21 protein-coding genes are annotated in these 17,386 nt (G+C 56.7%); 2 read left to right on the top strand and 19 right to left on the bottom strand.

The window, feature by feature from the left end:
- The first annotated feature begins 116 nt into the window (after positions 1-116).
- Both AL479_RS00285 and AL479_RS00280 read left to right on the top strand, forming a co-directional pair.
- Positions 117-1,175 (top strand): FUSC family protein, encoded by a 1,059-nt coding sequence (locus AL479_RS00285; RefSeq protein ID WP_061074615.1) that lies wholly within the window; start codon positions 117-119, stop codon positions 1,173-1,175.
- A gap of 160 nt (positions 1,176-1,335) precedes the next feature.
- Positions 1,336-1,671 carry a DUF496 family protein gene (locus tag AL479_RS00280; RefSeq protein WP_042318175.1) on the top strand — a complete coding sequence of 112 codons (336 nt, stop codon included), beginning with the start codon at positions 1,336-1,338 and terminating at the stop codon, positions 1,669-1,671.
- Between the two features lie 35 nt (positions 1,672-1,706).
- Here AL479_RS00280 and AL479_RS00275 read toward each other — a convergent pair whose 3' ends face one another.
- The 19 genes from AL479_RS00275 to pduC all read right to left on the bottom strand — a co-directional run bounded on the left by AL479_RS00275 (position 1,707) and on the right by pduC (position 17,377).
- Positions 1,707-2,573 carry an L-threonine kinase gene (locus tag AL479_RS00275; RefSeq protein WP_061074614.1) on the bottom strand — a complete coding sequence of 289 codons (867 nt, stop codon included), beginning with the start codon at positions 2,571-2,573 and terminating at the stop codon, positions 1,707-1,709.
- 91 nt (positions 2,574-2,664) lie between these two features.
- The gene (locus tag AL479_RS00270; RefSeq protein ID WP_061074613.1) at positions 2,665-3,879 is read right to left on the bottom strand and encodes an acetate/propionate family kinase; all 1,215 of its coding nucleotides are present in this window, start codon (positions 3,877-3,879) and stop codon (positions 2,665-2,667) included.
- Complete coding sequence (gene pduV / locus AL479_RS00265; protein WP_061074612.1) at positions 3,864-4,316, bottom strand: EutP/PduV family microcompartment system protein; 453 nt, start codon at positions 4,314-4,316, stop codon at positions 3,864-3,866. Before pduV ends, AL479_RS00270 begins: the two co-directional genes overlap by 16 nt.
- Before the next feature lie 4 nt (positions 4,317-4,320).
- On the bottom strand, positions 4,321-4,671 hold the full coding sequence (gene pduU / locus AL479_RS00260) for a propanediol utilization microcompartment protein PduU (RefSeq protein WP_042318179.1): 351 nt from the start codon (positions 4,669-4,671) through the stop codon (positions 4,321-4,323).
- Positions 4,671-5,225 (bottom strand): propanediol utilization microcompartment protein PduT, encoded by a 555-nt coding sequence (gene pduT, locus AL479_RS00255; RefSeq protein WP_043000226.1) that lies wholly within the window; start codon positions 5,223-5,225, stop codon positions 4,671-4,673. The genes pduU and pduT overlap by 1 nt, the downstream gene beginning before the upstream one ends.
- A 2-nt stretch (positions 5,226-5,227) precedes the next feature.
- Complete coding sequence (locus AL479_RS00250; protein WP_061074611.1) at positions 5,228-6,583, bottom strand: 4Fe-4S dicluster domain-containing protein; 1,356 nt, start codon at positions 6,581-6,583, stop codon at positions 5,228-5,230.
- A complete protein-coding gene (locus AL479_RS00245; RefSeq protein WP_105291708.1) occupies positions 6,580-7,692 on the bottom strand; it encodes a 1-propanol dehydrogenase PduQ in 1,113 nt (370 codons plus the stop codon). The genes AL479_RS00250 and AL479_RS00245 overlap by 4 nt, the downstream gene beginning before the upstream one ends.
- Positions 7,693-7,702: 10 nt before the next feature.
- A complete protein-coding gene (gene pduP / locus AL479_RS00240) occupies positions 7,703-9,088 on the bottom strand; it encodes a CoA-acylating propionaldehyde dehydrogenase PduP (RefSeq protein ID WP_061074609.1) in 1,386 nt (461 codons plus the stop codon).
- Positions 9,085-10,092, bottom strand: coding sequence for a two-domain cob(I)yrinic acid a,c-diamide adenosyltransferase PduO (gene pduO / locus AL479_RS00235; RefSeq protein ID WP_061074608.1), 1,008 nt, complete (start codon positions 10,090-10,092; stop codon positions 9,085-9,087). The genes pduP and pduO overlap by 4 nt, the downstream gene beginning before the upstream one ends.
- A 9-nt stretch (positions 10,093-10,101) precedes the next feature.
- The gene (pduN, locus tag AL479_RS00230) at positions 10,102-10,377 is read right to left on the bottom strand and encodes a propanediol utilization microcompartment protein PduN (protein WP_061074607.1); all 276 of its coding nucleotides are present in this window, start codon (positions 10,375-10,377) and stop codon (positions 10,102-10,104) included.
- 3 nt (positions 10,378-10,380) lie between these two features.
- Positions 10,381-10,872: a microcompartment protein PduM gene (pduM, locus tag AL479_RS00225; protein ID WP_061074606.1), complete on the bottom strand. Its 492-nt coding sequence runs from the start codon at positions 10,870-10,872 to the stop codon at positions 10,381-10,383.
- Positions 10,869-11,501, bottom strand: coding sequence for a phosphate propanoyltransferase (locus AL479_RS00220; RefSeq protein WP_061074605.1), 633 nt, complete (start codon positions 11,499-11,501; stop codon positions 10,869-10,871). Before AL479_RS00220 ends, pduM begins: the two co-directional genes overlap by 4 nt.
- Before the next feature lie 5 nt (positions 11,502-11,506).
- Positions 11,507-11,998 carry a BMC domain-containing protein gene (locus AL479_RS00215; RefSeq protein ID WP_061074604.1) on the bottom strand — a complete coding sequence of 164 codons (492 nt, stop codon included), beginning with the start codon at positions 11,996-11,998 and terminating at the stop codon, positions 11,507-11,509.
- A 23-nt stretch (positions 11,999-12,021) separates the two neighbouring features.
- Entirely contained in the window at positions 12,022-12,297 is a 276-nt protein-coding gene (gene pduJ / locus AL479_RS00210; RefSeq protein ID WP_042318188.1) for a propanediol utilization microcompartment protein PduJ, read from the bottom strand.
- Positions 12,298-12,316: 19 nt separating this feature from the next.
- Positions 12,317-12,667, bottom strand: a complete 351-nt coding sequence (locus AL479_RS00205; protein ID WP_061074603.1) for a glycerol dehydratase reactivase beta/small subunit family protein — start codon at positions 12,665-12,667, stop codon at positions 12,317-12,319.
- Positions 12,657-14,489 (bottom strand): diol dehydratase reactivase subunit alpha, encoded by a 1,833-nt coding sequence (locus tag AL479_RS00200; RefSeq protein ID WP_061074602.1) that lies wholly within the window; start codon positions 14,487-14,489, stop codon positions 12,657-12,659. Before AL479_RS00200 ends, AL479_RS00205 begins: the two co-directional genes overlap by 11 nt.
- Before the next feature lie 9 nt (positions 14,490-14,498).
- Positions 14,499-15,020: a propanediol dehydratase small subunit PduE gene (gene pduE, locus AL479_RS00195; RefSeq protein WP_061074601.1), complete on the bottom strand. Its 522-nt coding sequence runs from the start codon at positions 15,018-15,020 to the stop codon at positions 14,499-14,501.
- A gap of 13 nt (positions 15,021-15,033) precedes the next feature.
- Positions 15,034-15,702 (bottom strand): propanediol dehydratase medium subunit PduD, encoded by a 669-nt coding sequence (gene pduD / locus AL479_RS00190; protein WP_061074600.1) that lies wholly within the window; start codon positions 15,700-15,702, stop codon positions 15,034-15,036.
- Between the two features lie 10 nt (positions 15,703-15,712).
- Positions 15,713-17,377: a propanediol dehydratase large subunit PduC gene (pduC, locus tag AL479_RS00185; RefSeq protein WP_042318193.1), complete on the bottom strand. Its 1,665-nt coding sequence runs from the start codon at positions 17,375-17,377 to the stop codon at positions 15,713-15,715.
- Positions 17,378-17,386: the final 9 nt, after the last annotated feature.

The raw sequence follows: 17,386 nt of genomic DNA, 5'->3' as shown, positions 1-17,386 counted from the left end.
AGGCGGACCGGCGCTGAGCGACTACGCTTAGCGAGATGTCCTGTCCGCCGCGGTGATCTTCTGCGCGTAAAAACAGGTACAATCTGTTTTTTATTCTTGCCTGACGGAGTGCATGAGTGCGTGCCGACAAGTCATTGAGTCCATTTGAAATCCGCCTGTATCGCCATTACCGCATTGTGCATGGTATTCGCATCGCGCTGGCCTTCATCCTGACCTTTTTGCTTGTTCGTTTGTTTAACATTCCGGAAGGCACATGGCCCTTGATTACGCTGGTGGTGATCATGGGGCCGATCTCGTTCTGGGGAAACGTGGTTCCCCGTGCCTGGGAGCGGATTGGCGGTACGATCCTCGGTTCGGTGCTGGGGCTGGTGGCGCTGCGTCTTGAACTGTTCTCATTGCCACTGATGCTGCTCTGGTGTGCGGCGGCCATGTTCCTGTGCGGATGGCTCGCGTTAGGGAAAAAACCATATCAGGCGCTCTTAATTGGCATCACGCTCGCTGTCGTCGTGGGTGCGCCCGCTGGCGATATGGAGACCGCGCTCTGGCGCGGCGGTGATGTCATTCTGGGGGCGCTCCTCGCCATGCTGTTCACCGGGATCTGGCCGCAGCGCGCCTTCATTCACTGGCGTATTCAACTGGCGCACTGCGTGACGGCCTATAATCGGGTGTATCAGGCCGCGCTGTCGCCCAATCTGTTAGAACGTCCCCGTCTGGACAAGCATCTGCAACAGCTACTGAGTGACGTGGTAAAAATGCGCGGACTTATTACGCCAGCGAGCAAAGAGACGCGCATCCAGAAATCTATTTTTGAAGCCATTCAGACCGTCAACCGTAATCTGGTCTGCATGCTCGAATTGCAGATCAATGCCCTGTGGGCGACCCGTGAAAGCCATTTCGTCATGCTCAATGCCCATACGCTGCGCGAAACGCAGCAAATGACCCAGCAGGCGCTGTTGACGATTGCCCATGCCTTGTTTGAAGGTAATCCGCAGCCGATTCTCGCCAACAGCGAAAAACTGAACGAGACCGTCAACGAATTGCGTACGCTGATCCGTCAGCATGATGAACAAAATGTGGCCGAAACGCCGATTCATGGCTATGTCTGGCTAAGCCTGGAAACCGCCCGTCAACTGGAGCTGCTGTCGCATCTTATCTGCCGCGCACTGCGCAAATAAAAAGCAGGTAAGGGGAATGGTGCCGCGGCTGCTTCGATTCAGCAAGGAATAAGGGTATGATGGAAACCAGAATGAAGCCATTGTCATTTGTGGCTGCGAAACGTAATGTTAGCCCTATCGTTTAAACGAATCCGACTCTCACATTATCAGGGGTGTAAAAATGGAAACTACCAAGCCATCTTTCCAGGACGTGCTGGAATTTGTCCGTCTGTTCCGTCGTAAAAACAAACTGCAGCGTGAAATCCAGGACGTTGAGAAAAAGATCCGTGACAACCAGAAACGTGTTCTGCTGCTGGACAACCTGAGCGATTACATCAAGCCGGGGATGAGTGTTGAAGCTATTCAGGGCATCATCGCCAGCATGAAAAGCGACTATGAAGATCGCGTTGATGACTACATCATCAAAAATGCTGAAATCTCCAAAGAACGTCGCGACATCTCCAAAAAGCTGAAAGCGATGGGCGAAATGAAAAACGGCGACGCGAAAGCGGAGTAACGTTTTGCCAGCAGTGAGGATCCGTCAGGCGATCCTCACTGTCGTTTCACGCCACCGCTGACCATCCGCAATAAATGCTGTTCCGGCCAGTGTTCGGTCAGTCTGTTCCTTGCCAGTAACCACTTAACGTAATCAACATCGTGTCGCTGCCTGTCGAGCATCAGTCCGACGACGCTGCCGCTGTGCGCCACGTTCACGCCGTATAAATCACACTCTTCAACCAGCGACAATAGCGCATCGAAATCCGGTTTTGGCAACAGCATCTGGCTGGCGATGGCGCTCAGCGTCGCCGCTTCTCCCATGCGATAAGGATTCTGCTCCGCACAGGCTTCCTGCACTTTTTCCCATGCCCGCTTCAGCGCCGGTGCGCCAGCATGTAAACCAGCCTGCCGCGGAATGCGGTGATAATCTGCAGTACGTAAAGTTTGCGGACTCTCCAGCACGAGGAGATCCAGCGCCGGTTGTGCATCGCAGGGGATTTGCGTCGATGCGTCGTTGTGGTCAAACAGCGTCAGTTGCTGAAAAACGGTGCTGTCAGTCGGTTCCAGCGAGACGCAAAGTTGCGCGAGGGTGGACTCATCCAGTTGATGACCGAGATGTTGCGCGGTGGCGACGGCGGTTGCGGCGATATCCGCCGTACTGCTGGCCATGCCTTTGGCAATCGGGATGGTTGAATGGATCGAAACACGGATATCCTGACTCAGGTGCGCAGGGTAGTCCCAGTGTTCAAGAAGTCGGTTGACCATCGCCCGTGAAAGAGGGCGCTCATCCGCCAGAGGGGAGCCGGTGCTGACCTCGACGGTGCTGTACCAGTCAACCGGGCAGGAGACCAGTTTCTCGCTGCCCATAATCCAGCCCTGAATAAGTTCGCCGCACGACGCGGGGCACTGCGCAACAGCCACGTTATCACCTTTCTGCTCTGCAATCCTCGGCGCATAGTGTCATGGTGATTGCGCTATTACCATGATTTGCCGCAATTTGCGCGGCGCGAACTCAGGCCGACACGGCGAAACTTTCTGATTCTGCGAGAGCAATCCGCATCACGTCCTGGGCTATCATCAGCTCCTCGTTGGTGTTGATGACCGCCACTTTGACAATGGCGTTTTCCGCCTGAATAAAGGTCGCATTCCGCTGATTCTTCTCTTCGTCTACGATCAGACCCAGGAAGTGCAGATTCTGGCAGATTGCCGTTCTGGCGCGCGCTGAGTTTTCCCCGATACCTCCGGTAAACACCAGTGCATCCAGGCCCCCCATCTGCATGACATAGCTGCCAATCGTGGCGCGAATACGCTCCGCAAACAGTGACAGGGCGAGCACTGCGCGGGGATTTCCGCCGTCAGCAGCCTGCTCAACGTCACGATAATCATGCGAGACGCCTGAAACGCCAAGCAGACCGGATTCATTGTTCAACAGGTGGTTGAGCTGCTGTGGGGTCTTGCCTTCACGCTGCGCAACCCATGGCAAGATGGACGGGTCGATATCCCCGCTGCGGGTACCCATCATCACGCCAGACTGCGGGGTGAAGCCCATTGATGTATTCACCGACTTGCCGCCTTTAATCGCGCAAATACTACTGCCATTGCCCAGATGACAACACACGACGCGCAGCGCGCTGAGCGGGACGCCAAGTTTTTCGGCGAGCGTCGCGCTGACGTACTTATGGCTGGTCCCGTGAAAACCGTAGCGACGGATACCAAACTCAGCGTAATACCGCCACGGAAGCGGATAAATATAGGCTGGCTCTTCCAGCGTTTGATGAAACGCGGTATCAAACACGGCAACCGAAGGCACGTCGGGCAGCAACTGGCGAAACACGTTGATGCCGAGCAAGTTAACCGGGTTGTGCAAGGGCGCCAGTTCGGCAAGGCGTTCAATTTCCGCCAGTGATTCATCGGTCACGCGTGCAGAATCTTTAAATGATTCCCCGCCATGCGCCACACGATGGCCGACTCCCTCGATGTCCTGCAGGCTGGTGATAATGCCGTGGCTAATCAGCATTTCGAGAAGTAAGGTCACCGCCTCGCGATGGTCGGCAACCGGCGTGGTCTGCTGCCATTTTTGATCCTGCGCTTTCAGGGTGATCCGGGCATCCGGCAGGCCGATACGTTCAATCAGCCCCTGACACAGCAAATCACCCTGCGGCATGTCCAGTAACTGAAATTTAAGGGACGAGCTGCCCGCGTTGATCGCCATTATTTTGTGAGACATGAAGATTCCTTTTGGTTCAGAAAGGCAAACAGTTCATCGAGTCCGGAATGGTTGACGGCGCTGGTCACGAACACACGTTGTGCGCCAGCTTGTTCCAGCCAACCAGCAACCTGCGCAATTTTCTGCGGGTCCGCTAAATCTGATTTGGTCACAACGCCGAATGCCGGTCTGTTCATTGGCGCGGTAAAACCGGGGGAGAAAGGTGACCACTGCGCATCGCTATTGAGCACGAGCGCAATGACATCCGCCTCGCAGGCACTCGCCAGCAGTGCGCTGTAAAGACAGCGGTTTTCCAGATATTCGCCGGGCGTGTCGATGGTTTCGGCAGACCAGACAATCGCCTGCGTTTTCTGATACTCGAGAGCCTCGCCGCGCAGACATTGCGTCAGCGAGGTCTTACCGCATTGGCTGGGGCCAATTAACATCATGCGCTGCATCACGCTATGTCCGCGTGATGGAACAGGTTGTAAAGCGCATCATTTCGCCGAGCGTGCGCGTGACTTGTTTCAGGGCGTATTCCACCGCCGAAACGTCGCCGGTTAACACCACCGCACCGGTGAAGCGGTCAAGAAAGCCGATCTCGACCGCACCGGATTTCGTCGCGATGTCGCAGGCAATAATGGACGCTTCACTTGGCGTGATGGTGAGAATGCCAATCGCTGAGACGCTGTCCTGTAATCCCAGTTTCTTGAACAGGTCTTTGCCGGGGTTCGCAATCAGATGCGCCAGCGTGACCTGTTTGCCCGGTACGTACTCCTGGATCATGCGATCCGTGGTCGGTTGTCTTTCCATCATCCCTCCACCATCTGACGCCACATCGCTTCGTGCGGGCGTGGGATCACCGAACGATAAACCAGCAGGCCTTTTTCGCCCGCGCTCTCACTGGCAACCGCGACCGCGTTGTTGACGTCGGAGACATCACCCGCGACCACCATGTAGCATTTGCCTCCGATACCGAACGCCATATGAACGCGCACAAGCGTAACGTTGGACGCCTTTACCGCCCGGTCAGCCGCGCTGATACAGGCTGCTACGCTCCAGGTTTCAACAATCCCCACCGCCTGACGTTTGTCCACGCTGTTCAGTCCGCTGATCGCGGGAAGCACGCTGGCATGAATATTGGGCAATACCAGACTATCGACCAGCATCTCGCCAGCAAGCGCATTTCCGGTCTCGATCGCCTGTTGTACTGCGCCGACGTCGCCGCCCAGCATGAGCAAAAATTTACCCGGACAAATAGTTTTGCTGACCAGCAGATCCACATTGGCGCTTTTCAGCATCGCATCGCCTGCTTCCATCCCTTTGGCAATGCTGGTGAGTTCTAAAATACCTATGGCCTGAGACATGGTTAACCTCTTACAACGATGATGGCCTGATCTGTTATCTCACAGACAATGCCGTCAATACTGGCGTGAACAGGCGCGCCGAGCGCACCTTGCGGAATTTCAGCAACGCACTGACCACGCGCGACGCGATCGCCTTTCTGAACGCAGGGCACCGCGCTGGCGCCGATGTGCTGGCGCAGCAGCAGCGTCGTTCTTTCAACAACGGGCTCACTGTCGACTAACGGCGCTTCCCGATACCACGGTGTCAGCCCCAGTTTGGCGATGAGTCGTTTTACCGGCACCAGACGGTATTTCGCCATCTCATCCGCCGGGTTGAGCGGGCCCTCGTAGCGCTGATTCTGTGCGCGTAGCTCGCGCTTCAGCATGCGGTTAATCCGCATGGGCGAAATGCCTACCGGGCAGGCCACACTTTCACAGACATTACATTCAGAACAGGTGAGGGCGCTGAGCAGCAGCTGCGGCGTGGCGGCCTGATGGAAATTGACCGCGCGCACCAGCAGATGCGGAGAGAGTTCGTGACCGATGAGATGCCTCGGGCAGAGATCGGTGCACAGGCGACACTGTTCGCAGACCGTTCTCGCTACCGACAGCACAGTGCGCTCATCCTGCATACGTCGCTGAATCAGCGGATGTGTTTTCGGCAAAACCAGCAGTCCGCCGGTGGTTTTTGTGGCCGGCGCATCCAGCGACGTCACCAGGCTTCCCATCATCGGTCCGCCGTTGATAAAGCCGGGATCGTCGATGGTCGCGCCGCCAGCCATCTCCAGCACGTCGCGTAAGGACATACCGATGGGGACGGTCACGGTCTGCGGACGCGCAACGGCGCCGTTGATAGTGAGCGTGCGGCGCGTCACGGGATATTGCTGTTCAACCGCCCGGGCGATATTCAGTACGGTTTGTACGTTGTTGACCACCACGCCCACGCTGACCGGCAGCGCAGCGGGGGGAACGCGGCGACCCGTCGCCATCCAGATGGTCAGCACTTCATCGCCCGCCGGATAGACGTCGGGCAGAATGTGCAGTCTGATAGCCGGGGGTAAAAGCGGCGTCAGGGCAGCCATCGCCGGCTGGTACTTTTCTTTCAGCGCGATAATCCCTTCGCGGGCGCCGGTGGCCTTCATGGCATACTGTACGCCGCGAACCAGGCGTGCCGCCTGCTGTGCCATGAGTTGTTGATCGACTTTCAGCATCGGCTCGCATTCGGCGGCATTGACGAGGAAAATTTCCACCTGAGCCTGGAGTTTGACATACGTCGGAAAGCCAGCGCCGCCAGCCCCCACAATGCCTGCCGCACGAACGCGTTCAACGAGAGTCGGCGCATCCAGTGCGCCAGGTTCATCATTCAGGGCGGTATTCATAACAATTCCTCAAGCAGTTCCTGAATGGCCCCGACATCCGCCGCTCTGGGGTTGGTTTTCAGCGTCACGTCCGCCAGCGCGGCCCGGACCATTGCCGGAATGCGCACTGACCAGTCCTGTTTCTGTTCTTTAAGCGCAACGGCGAGGGTTGGGATAGCACACGCTTTTTTCAGTTGCTCGATATGCTGCACCAGCGCGTTCACGCTCGCCGTTTCATTGGCGCTGTCAGCACATAAATGACAGGTCTTAGCGAACCGGGCGTAACGTTTGGCCGCCCGTGGATCGTGCGCGTTGAAGCGGATCACCGACGCCAGCAGCAGGGCATTCGCCAGACCGTGTGGCAGATGGAACTGGCCGCCTAACTGGTGGGCGATGGCGTGGTTCAGCCCCAGACCAGCCTGGCTGAATGCCATTCCTGCCAGCGTAGAGGCGTTGTGCATCTTGCCGCGCGTAGCGAGGCAGTCGCCTTTACGGACCGCGACAGGCAGATACTGAAAGACGATCTGAGCGGCTTTTTCCGCGAGCGCGTCGGTAAAGTCACTGGCGCGCGTGGACACATAGGCTTCCAGCGCGTGCGTCAGAACATCCATTCCGGTATTGGCGGTAATGGCGGGGGGGACGCTGACGACCAGCATCGGATCAAGGATCGCCATGTCCGGGTAGAGCGCGTTGTTGAACAGCGGATATTTAATGCCTTTCTCTGGATCGCTTATCACGCAGGCGCTGGTCACTTCCGATCCGGTTCCGCTGGTGGTCGGGATCGCCACGCAGGTTTCAATATCAATATCAAATTGACGACTGAACCAGACAATGGCTTTCGCGGCATCCAGCGCGGAACCGCCGCCGAAACCAATCACCACGTCGGGGCGCAGGGACTGCATTTGCGCAATTCCCTGAACGACGGTTCCGATAGTTGGGTCGGGGGTGATCTCACTGAAGACGCTGATCCGGTTATCTGCCGGTATCGCCTCGCGCAGCGTATCAATCAGCGGCGAACGGGCGAGAAAACCATCGCAGATTATCCAGATGTGCTTGTTCGTAAAACGGCCAAGCACCTTCAGGCTTCCAGGACCGCTGTACAAACGGGTTTGCAGTGAAAAAGTATTCATCACAACCTCATTAGCGGATTGAGAAACCGTTAGTCAGCACACAGCGACGGGAGCGGGCAAACGTGCGTGCCGACGTTGTCCCTTCACCGGTCGGCGTGGCGATGGTGAAGGTGGTAAACCCTTCGCCGCCGACGCCAATCCCTGCATAGGAGGGGCCGTTTTTAACAAAAATGGAGGTCTGCAGAGTTCGCGCCGCAAGGTTAAGGCGAGAGACATTCTGCGAATGCATGATGGCGGTGTGGTGTAATCCTTCTTCCACTTTCAGCGCCAGCGACAACGCGGCGTCAAAATCTTTCACCTTCACCACTGGCAGCATCGGCATTAACTGCTCGCTGGTTACCCAACTGTCGTCTGCGCTGACGACGCCAATCAGCAGGCGCGGTGCTTTTGCCGGCAGCGGAATACCGGCGGCTTCAAGCATGGCGCAAGGACTCTTACCGACCAGTTTTTTATTGGCTACACCCTCTGGCAGGCAGGCCGCACGCAGCTTCTCGGTATCGGCCTCGCTTAACAATAGCGCGCCGAAATTTTGCATTTGTTGGATCAACGGTTGTGCAACCGACTCCACCACAATCAGGCTTTTCTCCGCGATGCATGGCAGGTTGTAGTCGAATGATGCGCCGTTGATGATATCTTCCGCCGCCTTCACCAGATCGGCCGTCTCATCGACGATGCAAGGAGGATTCCCCGCGCCTGCGCCAATCACTTTCTTCCCGCTCTTCATGCCCATCGCCACAATGCCCGGGCCGCCGGTAATCGCCAGAACGGCAATTTTCGGGTGCGCCATCATTTGCTGGGTGGCTTCAAACGTGGGTTCGGCAACGGTTACCACCAGATTGCGAATGCCGCAGCTGCGAAACGCGATATCTTCAATCATGGCGATAAGTTTCAGTGACACGGCTTTGGCACCCGGATGCGGGCTGAAATAGACGCTGTTGCCCGCCGCCAGCATGCTGATGCTGTTGTTAATAATGGTTTCTGTCGGGTTAGTGCTGGGAGCGACGGAACCAATCACGCCAAACGGTGAATACTCAAACAACACCATGCCTCCGTCGCCGGTGAGTGCGGTGGTGGTCAGGTCTTCAATGCCCGGCGTGTTGTCCAGCGCCGCTTTGTTTTTAAGGAATTTGTCCTCTTTGTTACCCATTCCGGTTTCCGCAGCGCTCTCTGCCGCCAGCGCAGCCAGTTGTGGCGCCAGCTCTTCCCGGATAGCGCTAATAATGGCGCTGCGCGTTTTCAGTGGTGATTGCTGATAACGCAAGAACGCCTGGTGGGCAGCATCGACAGCTTCGCCAACAGACTGAAAGATTCCATTCCCTTTGATTTCAGTTTTTGCGGGAGCCAGTTGCTCGCTCAAAATAGTGCGGATGAGGGTTTCCAGTTCGGTCGTATTCATTGATGTGTTCTCACGTTTATTGCCGCAATGGCAGCCTGTGCAATGTCCATGTCCTGTTCAACGCTTCCACCGCTGATACCAAGACCCCCAATAAGCAATCCATCACGCCATAGCGCGTAGCCGCCGCCAAAGGTGACGACTTTTCCCTGCATATGACTTTCCAGCCCGTACAGCGGCGCGCCGGGCTGAACTACCGACGCGAGTTCGTGCGTCGCGGTTTTCATCGCCACCGCGGTCCAGGCTTTTTTCGGCGCCAGTTCACTGCTGACCAGCAGGGCATCCGGCATCCGCCAGGTGACGGCTTCGGTACCGTTGGCATCAACAATGCTGACGACCACCGGAACGTTTAAGGTTTGTGCCCGCTCGACGGCGGCGCGGGTTAACTGGTGGAGATCGCCAAAAGAGAGCGACATCGCAGATTCCTTTTTGACAGGGGCGTGATCGGCAGCCAGATAGCGCTTCGCCACTTCCCGGATAATCGTGTCCTGATGGGCGTCGTGATCTTCCGCGCGCGCCAGTGCATACAAGCAGTCTGACAGGCGATTGATATAGCGCATCAGTACATGCCTGACGCTGACCTCGGCAGCGAGTTCCACCAGACGGCGTTCGGCCCGGCGCGCCAGCGTGCGGGCAAAATGCAGGCGGCTTGCGGCTTCGCAGCGGCCAGGCAAAATGAAACTGTGCAAGGGGGCAACGCGTCCCATCGCGGTGTCGATAGCCGCTTCCAGCGCGGCAATTTCCTCAGAGCTGATATAGCGCTGGTCCGCAGACGGTTGCTCGCTTTCGCTGGCAAGCTCAGCGCTGAACCAGAAAATTTGTAGCTGAATAGCCTCCAGCAGCGCGCGATGCTGTGCGCTACGGGTGGCGCAGACGCACAGGCTCAGCGCGGCGTTAAGCTCATCGAGCGTGCCATACGCTTCCACGCGGGGGTGCGTTTTACTGACGCGCTGTCCGGTAAAGAGCGCGGTTGTGCCTGCGTCGCCTGTGCGGGTATAAATCGCCATAACTCCCCCTTAGCGAGAAAGCGTGTCGACAATGCCGACAACGGCCAGATCGATGGCCTCATTCGGCCCGGAAAAAACATGTCTGGCGCTGGAGCCGCTACTCAGGAGCACCAGTTCGCCAACGCCTGCGCCGACGGAGTCAACGGCGACTTCATCGCCCGCCGTCGGACTTGCCGGCAATTCACCGTCGGCACTCACCCGGCGTACCAGCAGAAGTTTTTTTCCGACCAACGAGGGCGATTTTTGCGTGGATACCACCGCGCCTGTAACACGTGCCAGATGCATGGTTCACTCCTGCTTCATCAATTGGATGTGGCGCGTGCTCGCGGTCTCGCGAGCCAGCGCGGTAACAACACATTTGCGATGCAGCACCAGCAACCCTGCAGGTAACGGGGCAACATCGGCATAACTTAACAGTCGGGTGGGATGCAGCATGATTGGCTGCCCCTGTTCGTCGCAGAGAATCAGCGGTAGTCGGGCCAGTTTTTTCACCGGCACGGCGGGCAGTAACCGACGTTGCAGCGAGAGTTGCACCCGCAGGCCAAATGCCAGCGCCTCATGGATCATGACGGCGGCGGCATGCGACGAATCGTTGTCGGCGATCTGCTCCAGCAGGGGCAGATCGACCTGTAAAATATGCACAGAGGCATACTGAGAAAACAGGGCACGGGACGGTGTTTCCCGCAGTTGCGCGACGCTCAGCGTGACGGTGCTTTGCGCACGACGTTGCAGGCGGGAGACCACCTCCTCGACGATTCGCTGCAACAGCTCGCCGTTCATCGCGCGGTTACCAGTGTGACGAAGGCATTGGGATCATCTGCTCCGGCGGCATTGGCCTCGTCGGTATCAATATGCATCTCCAGACGCATGTCAGGGGAAACGCGAACCGCAACGTTGTCGAAGATCAGCCGACGATCGGTGCCCTCAATGGCGACACTGACGCTATCGCCGTGAGCAACGCGCAGGATCAGCGCATCCAGCGGCGACATGTGAATGTGGCGCTGGGCGACGATCACCCCGGAGGGGAGTTCGAGTTCACCAAAGGGGCTTACGAGGCGAATACCCGGCGTACCTTTGAGATTTCCGGACATCCGCAACGGCGCGGCGATACCCAGCGTTCTGGCATCCGTGCGCGAAATCTCCACCTGGCTGGTGCTACGCAGCGGCCCCAGCAGGCGGACATTTTTCAGTTGACCTTTTGGCCCCACTAACGTGACAGTTTGCTCAGCCGCATACTGTCCCGGTTGCAGGAGCCCTTTTTTCTCACTAATCGGATGTCCCGGAAACAGACGGGCATAATCCTCAGCGCTAAGGTGGATATGACGGTTGGAAACGCCCAGTGGAATGGGGCGATCCCGTAATTCATTCAGCACTTTGCTGACCGTCGTTTCCAGAAGTTGCTTATCCATTACGCTTAACCTCGTTTACCTGAATGCAGGCAGAGCGACCGGGGTTCGCCTTTCTGGCGCTTACAGGCCGGGTCCAGACACAAATTGCAGCTGATAATCCCGTCTTCAGGCGCCGCTTCCGGTGCTAACTCTTCTGCTACGACTTCAGTTTCAGGTTCTTCGATGGGGGCTGGCACGGGTTCCGGTGCAGACACCGTTGCGGGTGCAGGCACAGGCGCCGGAGTGGCAGCCATCGCGCGGGAAAGAATGCCCTCGCCAGGTCTGGCGATCACTTTATGCGCGACCAGGCCATCTTGCTGTTCGGCGAGATGAGCACCGGTGATAATGGCAGACTGCACTGATGCCACATCACCGGTGATCTTGATCACCGTCCAGCCTGAACCGTTGGTTTTTTCAAGGCCAACCAGCGTGATGGAAGCCGCTTTCGCCATGGCATCTGCGCAACAGATGGCTAATGCCAGACCACTAACTTCGAGTAATCCCAGTGATTGCTTCACGCTGTGCTCCTTTTCGATAATGCTCAGGCCGATTTCGGTAAAATAGCCTCAACGTCGCTGTGCGGACGCGGGATAACGTGGCTGGATTTCACCTCACCCACGACGCTTGCTGCCGCGCAGCCTGCATCAACGGCGGCTTTAACGGCGCCGACGTCACCGCGAACCATGACGGTCACCAGGCCGGAGCCGATTTTTTCGTAACCGACCAGTTGCACGTTGGCGGATTTCACCATGGCATCTGCGGCTTCAATCGCGCCGACCAACCCTTTTGTTTCAACCAGACCCAGTGCGTTATTCATACTGCAATTCTCCTGTGGATTAAGCATTGAGATCCCGGAAGGGGATCCCTTTGACTAACCTTGCCGCGTTGTTTCCAGTACTTCGCCGGTCAAGGCTGTTTTGGCGATACGTCAGCGTAAAAAGCGGCGCTGAAGTGGGTAAATTCTTGTAGTGCACGACCAGGGTTTCTTCGTTGCAGGCGATGCCGACCAGCAGCGGAGACTGGCGGGCAGCCTGCCATGCGCTCTGAACGACATCTCCCGTCGCCTGGTTTTGAATCACAAACGGGATGCCTTCTTCTTCAATGCCGAGCAGCACCTCTTTCCAGACCGAAAGACAGTCGCCGATGGTCGAAATCACAATGGCAGGCGTGGTGACGCTACTGTCCATGGGCAAACTCCTTGTGCCAGGAGAGGATGAGGCCCGTCGCTACCGCGTTTCGTGGACCTTCGGTGCCGCGAATATTTCCACGTCCGGCAACCAGGCGATAATGCGCCAGGGCGTCCGTCACCAGTTGCGGCACTTCAAAGTCCAGCGAGGAGCCGCCTACCAGAACGACAAACGGAATATCGCGGATATTGCCCGTTGGGCTGACCTGGCGCAGTGCGCGCAGGGCGTTAGTGACAAACACACGCTCTTTGGCGCTGCGGCGAATGGCGCGAACTTTCTCCAGCGCGAGATCGCCGGGCAGGGGCACCAGTTCATCCGGCTTGACCACACAGACGCGGGCAAACACCGCAGGGGGAAGTGGCGTCGGGAAGAACTGAACGCTGCCGTCTTCGTGGCGCAGATGGAACAGGCTTTCGACCTTGGCTAACGGATATTTTTTGATCTCTTCCGCCAGATAACGGTCATCAAGCCCCAGTTCCCGGGCGATGATCATGGTAACCATGTCGCCAGCCCCGGCGAGGTGGGTGGCGATAATTTCGCCTTTGGGATTGATAATCGAGGCGTCGGTCGAGCCCGCGCCTAAGTCCAGAATCGCCAGCGGACGCGTGGTACCGGGCGTGGTGAGCGCGCCCAGAATCGCTGCTTCGGCTTCTGCGCCGCCAACCTGCACATCCACGTTCAGCTTTTCTTTGATTTCGCTGGCGATCATCGCCATCTGCAGACGGTCTGATTTCACCATCGAGGCGATACCGACGGCCTGCTCCAGAGAAAACTCACCGGCCAGTCCGCCGGTGACGCTGACCGGAACGGAGGTATCTACAGCCAGTAAATCCTGGATAAAAATTTCGTTGCTTGGCTTATTGGTCAGTTCTGCCATCGTCTGACGAACGTGTTCCAACATGCCGCCAATATTGGTGCCCGCTTCACCGGTAACGTTGTCCAGTTTCGGGCATTCACCGACCGCTTTCATAATGGCGTCAGCGCCTGCAGCGACATCAACGCGTAGCGTACGTCCCTGTGACTGCAGTTCAATGTTTCCGGCAGGAATGGCGCGTGCTTTAACATCTCCCGACGGGGTTTTCACCACCACGGCGGAACGGTTGCCAATCAGCGCTCGCGCCATCGGGACAATGTTTTTGGTCTCGTCCGCATTGAGGTTAAACACCGTTGCGATGCCATAAGGGTTTGACAGCGTTTCGATGACTTTACCGGGCACGGCGACCTCAATGGCGGCCAGCATTCCGAGCGGGATACGGTCGATGTACAGCACTTCGTCAACGATGGGCAGGGGTTTTTCCAGTCGGTTACTGACCAGAACGCCATCGTCCTGTTGCAAAATGACACCGGTTAACTGGTAACCGGCACGGACAGAGGCGTTAATCATGGTGGCAACATCAGCGAAATCGAAAGCAGATGACACCACCAGAATTAACGGGGTATCCGCCGGTCGGGTAAGTAACTCTTCCGGCGTGATAGTGATCCCCACACCCAGACCGACACCGCCCGGTGTTTTCGGGTTATGACCGATCATGGTGGATTCGGTGATGATGGTTTCCGTGATGGTTTCCATCGCGACATCACCAATCACCGGAGTGGCTTCGTTGATACGGATAAGCGAGATATCGCTGACATTGATGCCTGCATTGTTAGCCGCAAGCGTGAGCGCCTCCTGAATCCCAAACACATTACGCAATGTGCCTTTTATCCCGGTGGTTTCTGCCAGCGCGCTACCGGTAATGGTGAGCGCGCCAGTGCCATCCAGCGTCGCCAGCGCGACTTCTGTGGATGAGTTGCCGATATCAATGCCAGCTATATATCTCATGACCTTTCCTTAGTCGTCGCCTTTCAGTTTCTTACGCTCGACGTACAACACCGCAGCTTCACGAACAAATGCGGCGCAGATTTTGGCCTGATAGCGGTTTTCAAGATCGTCCGCGATCGCGAGCAGTTCTTCTTTCGTTGAACGGTAAGGACGCAGGGCGTTATAGATCTCGAGGATGCGATCGTCCGGCACCGCCGTCAGTTCTGCGGCGCGCTCAAAGTTCATTGCCAGGCGGTCACGTCCGGCATCTTTGGCGATAGCCGCCTGAATGCGCAGCGTTTCCGGTGTGATACGCATATCCTGCGCGGTCACTTTGTTGCTCAGAACGTTTTCGAGGGTGAACTCATCCAGCGTTTTGTTGGTGGCCGTTTTAACCCACTCAGGATGCTTACTGGCGAGCGGATAGTCGGTCACTTTTGCGGTCTGGGTCGTAGTGCTCGAAGCTGCTGCCGGGGCAGATGTGTCGCCCTGCAGGCTGTTCATGCGGCTCAACACATCCCGTACCATCGATTCAATTGCATCGGTATTCATAAAGGGATCCTTATTAAAGCGCCACGCGCAGTTCCTGCGGGTTTTTGCCCGTCACGACGTACTTCGTCTCTTTAATGTGCAAGATGGCGGATTTAGCCTGATATTTCGGGCGTGCCATCTGATCGTTCAACGTCGGGACTGGCTGCGGTGATTCACGCTTGGCGTAACGTGCGGCGTTTTTACCAATCTGACGATAGGTTTCCAGCGTCAGCAGCGGGGCCTGCGGGAACAGCTCCAGGTTGGACAGCGGCGGCAGTCCCTGTTGATGGATGACCGTCGTGCCTTTTGACTGGATGCCGATAGAGATGCCGGAACCACTCAGACGGTTACCCTCAACGGCAACAAACGCCACGTCGGATGATTTAAAGCAGCGAATCACACGCGCTTTAATCCCTTCCTCTTCAATCCCGGCAATCACTTCGCGCAGAATGTTTTTATGCGGCAGACCAACGATATTCACGGTCTGAGAGAGGCCAAATGCCGGGCCGACAGCAATGATCACTTCATCCTGTTGCGTGCCTTGTTTCGCCTCGCCAATTTCCGTCAGAAAACTGTCACCGGCCGGTGCAGCCGCCGCGGCTGACGTTCCCGGCGCGCGAAATGAGACGGGCTTATCGCTGGTCTGCATTTCGGACAGCACGTCTTCAATAATCTGGCGCAGCAATTTTTCATTAATTTCCATTGTTCACCCCTTAGCCAAGCTCGTTGGGATCAAGTGCGCCAGGGATGTTTTTAATTTCTTCCCAGCGTTCGCCTTGCAGGCGATAACCTGTTGCCGGACCGGCATAATCGTTGACGTCATTGACGGCAGAGAGCACTTGTCCATCGCCGACGATAATGGCGGAGGTATGCAGATAGTCCCCGGTTAACTTGGCTTTCTGGATGTTGAGCATGTCCTGCGCGACATCGGTAAAGCCGCCCTGAGCCAGCGCTTTCACCACTTCCAGACCGTTGCGGTTCTTGTTGATGATTTCCTGCGCAAACTTGATGTCCTCAACGATGTTACGTTCAGGCATGTCTTTCGAACCGTGTGCGTAGGTTGCGGCTTCAACTTCTTCATCCGTAATTGGCGGCAGACCCATGCCGGCGAAAACCGCCTGCAGAGCGCGTGCTGCTTTGTTACGAATGGCGATAACGTCCTCTTCACGTACCGGACGCAGACCACCGTCCACTTTCAGGTCGCGCTGGATAACGTTGTAGTCATCGAAGTCTTCTGCATCTTCGTTGGAGCCCGCGAACATGTTGTCGTAGTTCGGCACGGCGGAATAACCCGAAGAGATAAAGTCGGTACCCGGCAGGAACTGCATCAGCAGACGCGCGGTACGACGCATATCGGAGTGGGTGAAGGTCTGGTCGTTACTGGAGGCGCATTCCAGATCCAATGATGAGCAGATCAGGTTTTCTGCCAGTACCGCTCGGATCCCTGATGGAACCGCAGACGGAACGCCGATGCAGCTCACAGAGCCGTTTTGCAGACCCTGCACGCCCGCCGCTTTGGTGATGTAAATGCAGCGTGCTTCCAGATACAACATGGATTTGCCTTCGGCATAACCCATCTGTACTTCGGAACCTGAACCGGAGGTGAAGCGCATTTTCAAACCGCGAGAAGCGTAAGAAGAGGCGAGGAAACCTTTTGACCACGGCGTATCATCGCCGTCGGTAAAGACCGGTTCGGTACCGTAGACGGAGATGGTTTCGGCGTAGCAGGTATGGCCCAGCATGCCGAGTTTCAGTTCGGTGGCTTCTTCCAGCGAACATTGCGTCAATACGCCCGGACGACCCACCTGGGAACCGACCAACAGCGCAATGGCGTTAAACGGAGCATAACGTGCCACGGCCACAGTGGTTTCTTGCTCATCAAACCCACGCCATGCGCCTTCAGCGGCGTCGGCAGCAATCTGCACCGGGTTATCTTTGACGTTGGTGACGTGCGCCTGCTGGGAAGGAGTACGACGTGCGCGCATTTTTTGCATCGCCATCATCATCTCAACCACGTTCATGTGCGATACCACTTCGACAATTTTTGCCGGGGTCATCGCTGTGGTCAGTGGCACAATGTCGCGACGTTTCACGTTAGGATCGCACAGCATGTTGGCGAGCTTAACGGAGTCCATCGCCATCACTTCTTCTGCGCGCGCCAGGTTGATGCCGTAGCGAGCAATGAAGTGGTCAATCAGGTCAAACTGGCTGACCGATTTGCCATCGAGTTCGGTGACGGCGCCGTTAACGATTTTAATCGACGGCTTAGGATCGTTCGGGCTTTCCATCGCAATGAAGCCTTCTTCGATCCACTCCTTAACGAATCCGTCCTGGTTGACAGGGCGTTTCGCCAGTGCTTCAAATCTTTTCGATCTCATGAATGAGCC

It is taken from the genome of Citrobacter amalonaticus, from assembly GCF_001559075.2.
GTDB classification, from domain to species: domain Bacteria; phylum Pseudomonadota; class Gammaproteobacteria; order Enterobacterales; family Enterobacteriaceae; genus Citrobacter_A; species Citrobacter_A amalonaticus_F.
This window is presented reverse-complemented; position numbering and strand designations above follow the sequence as displayed.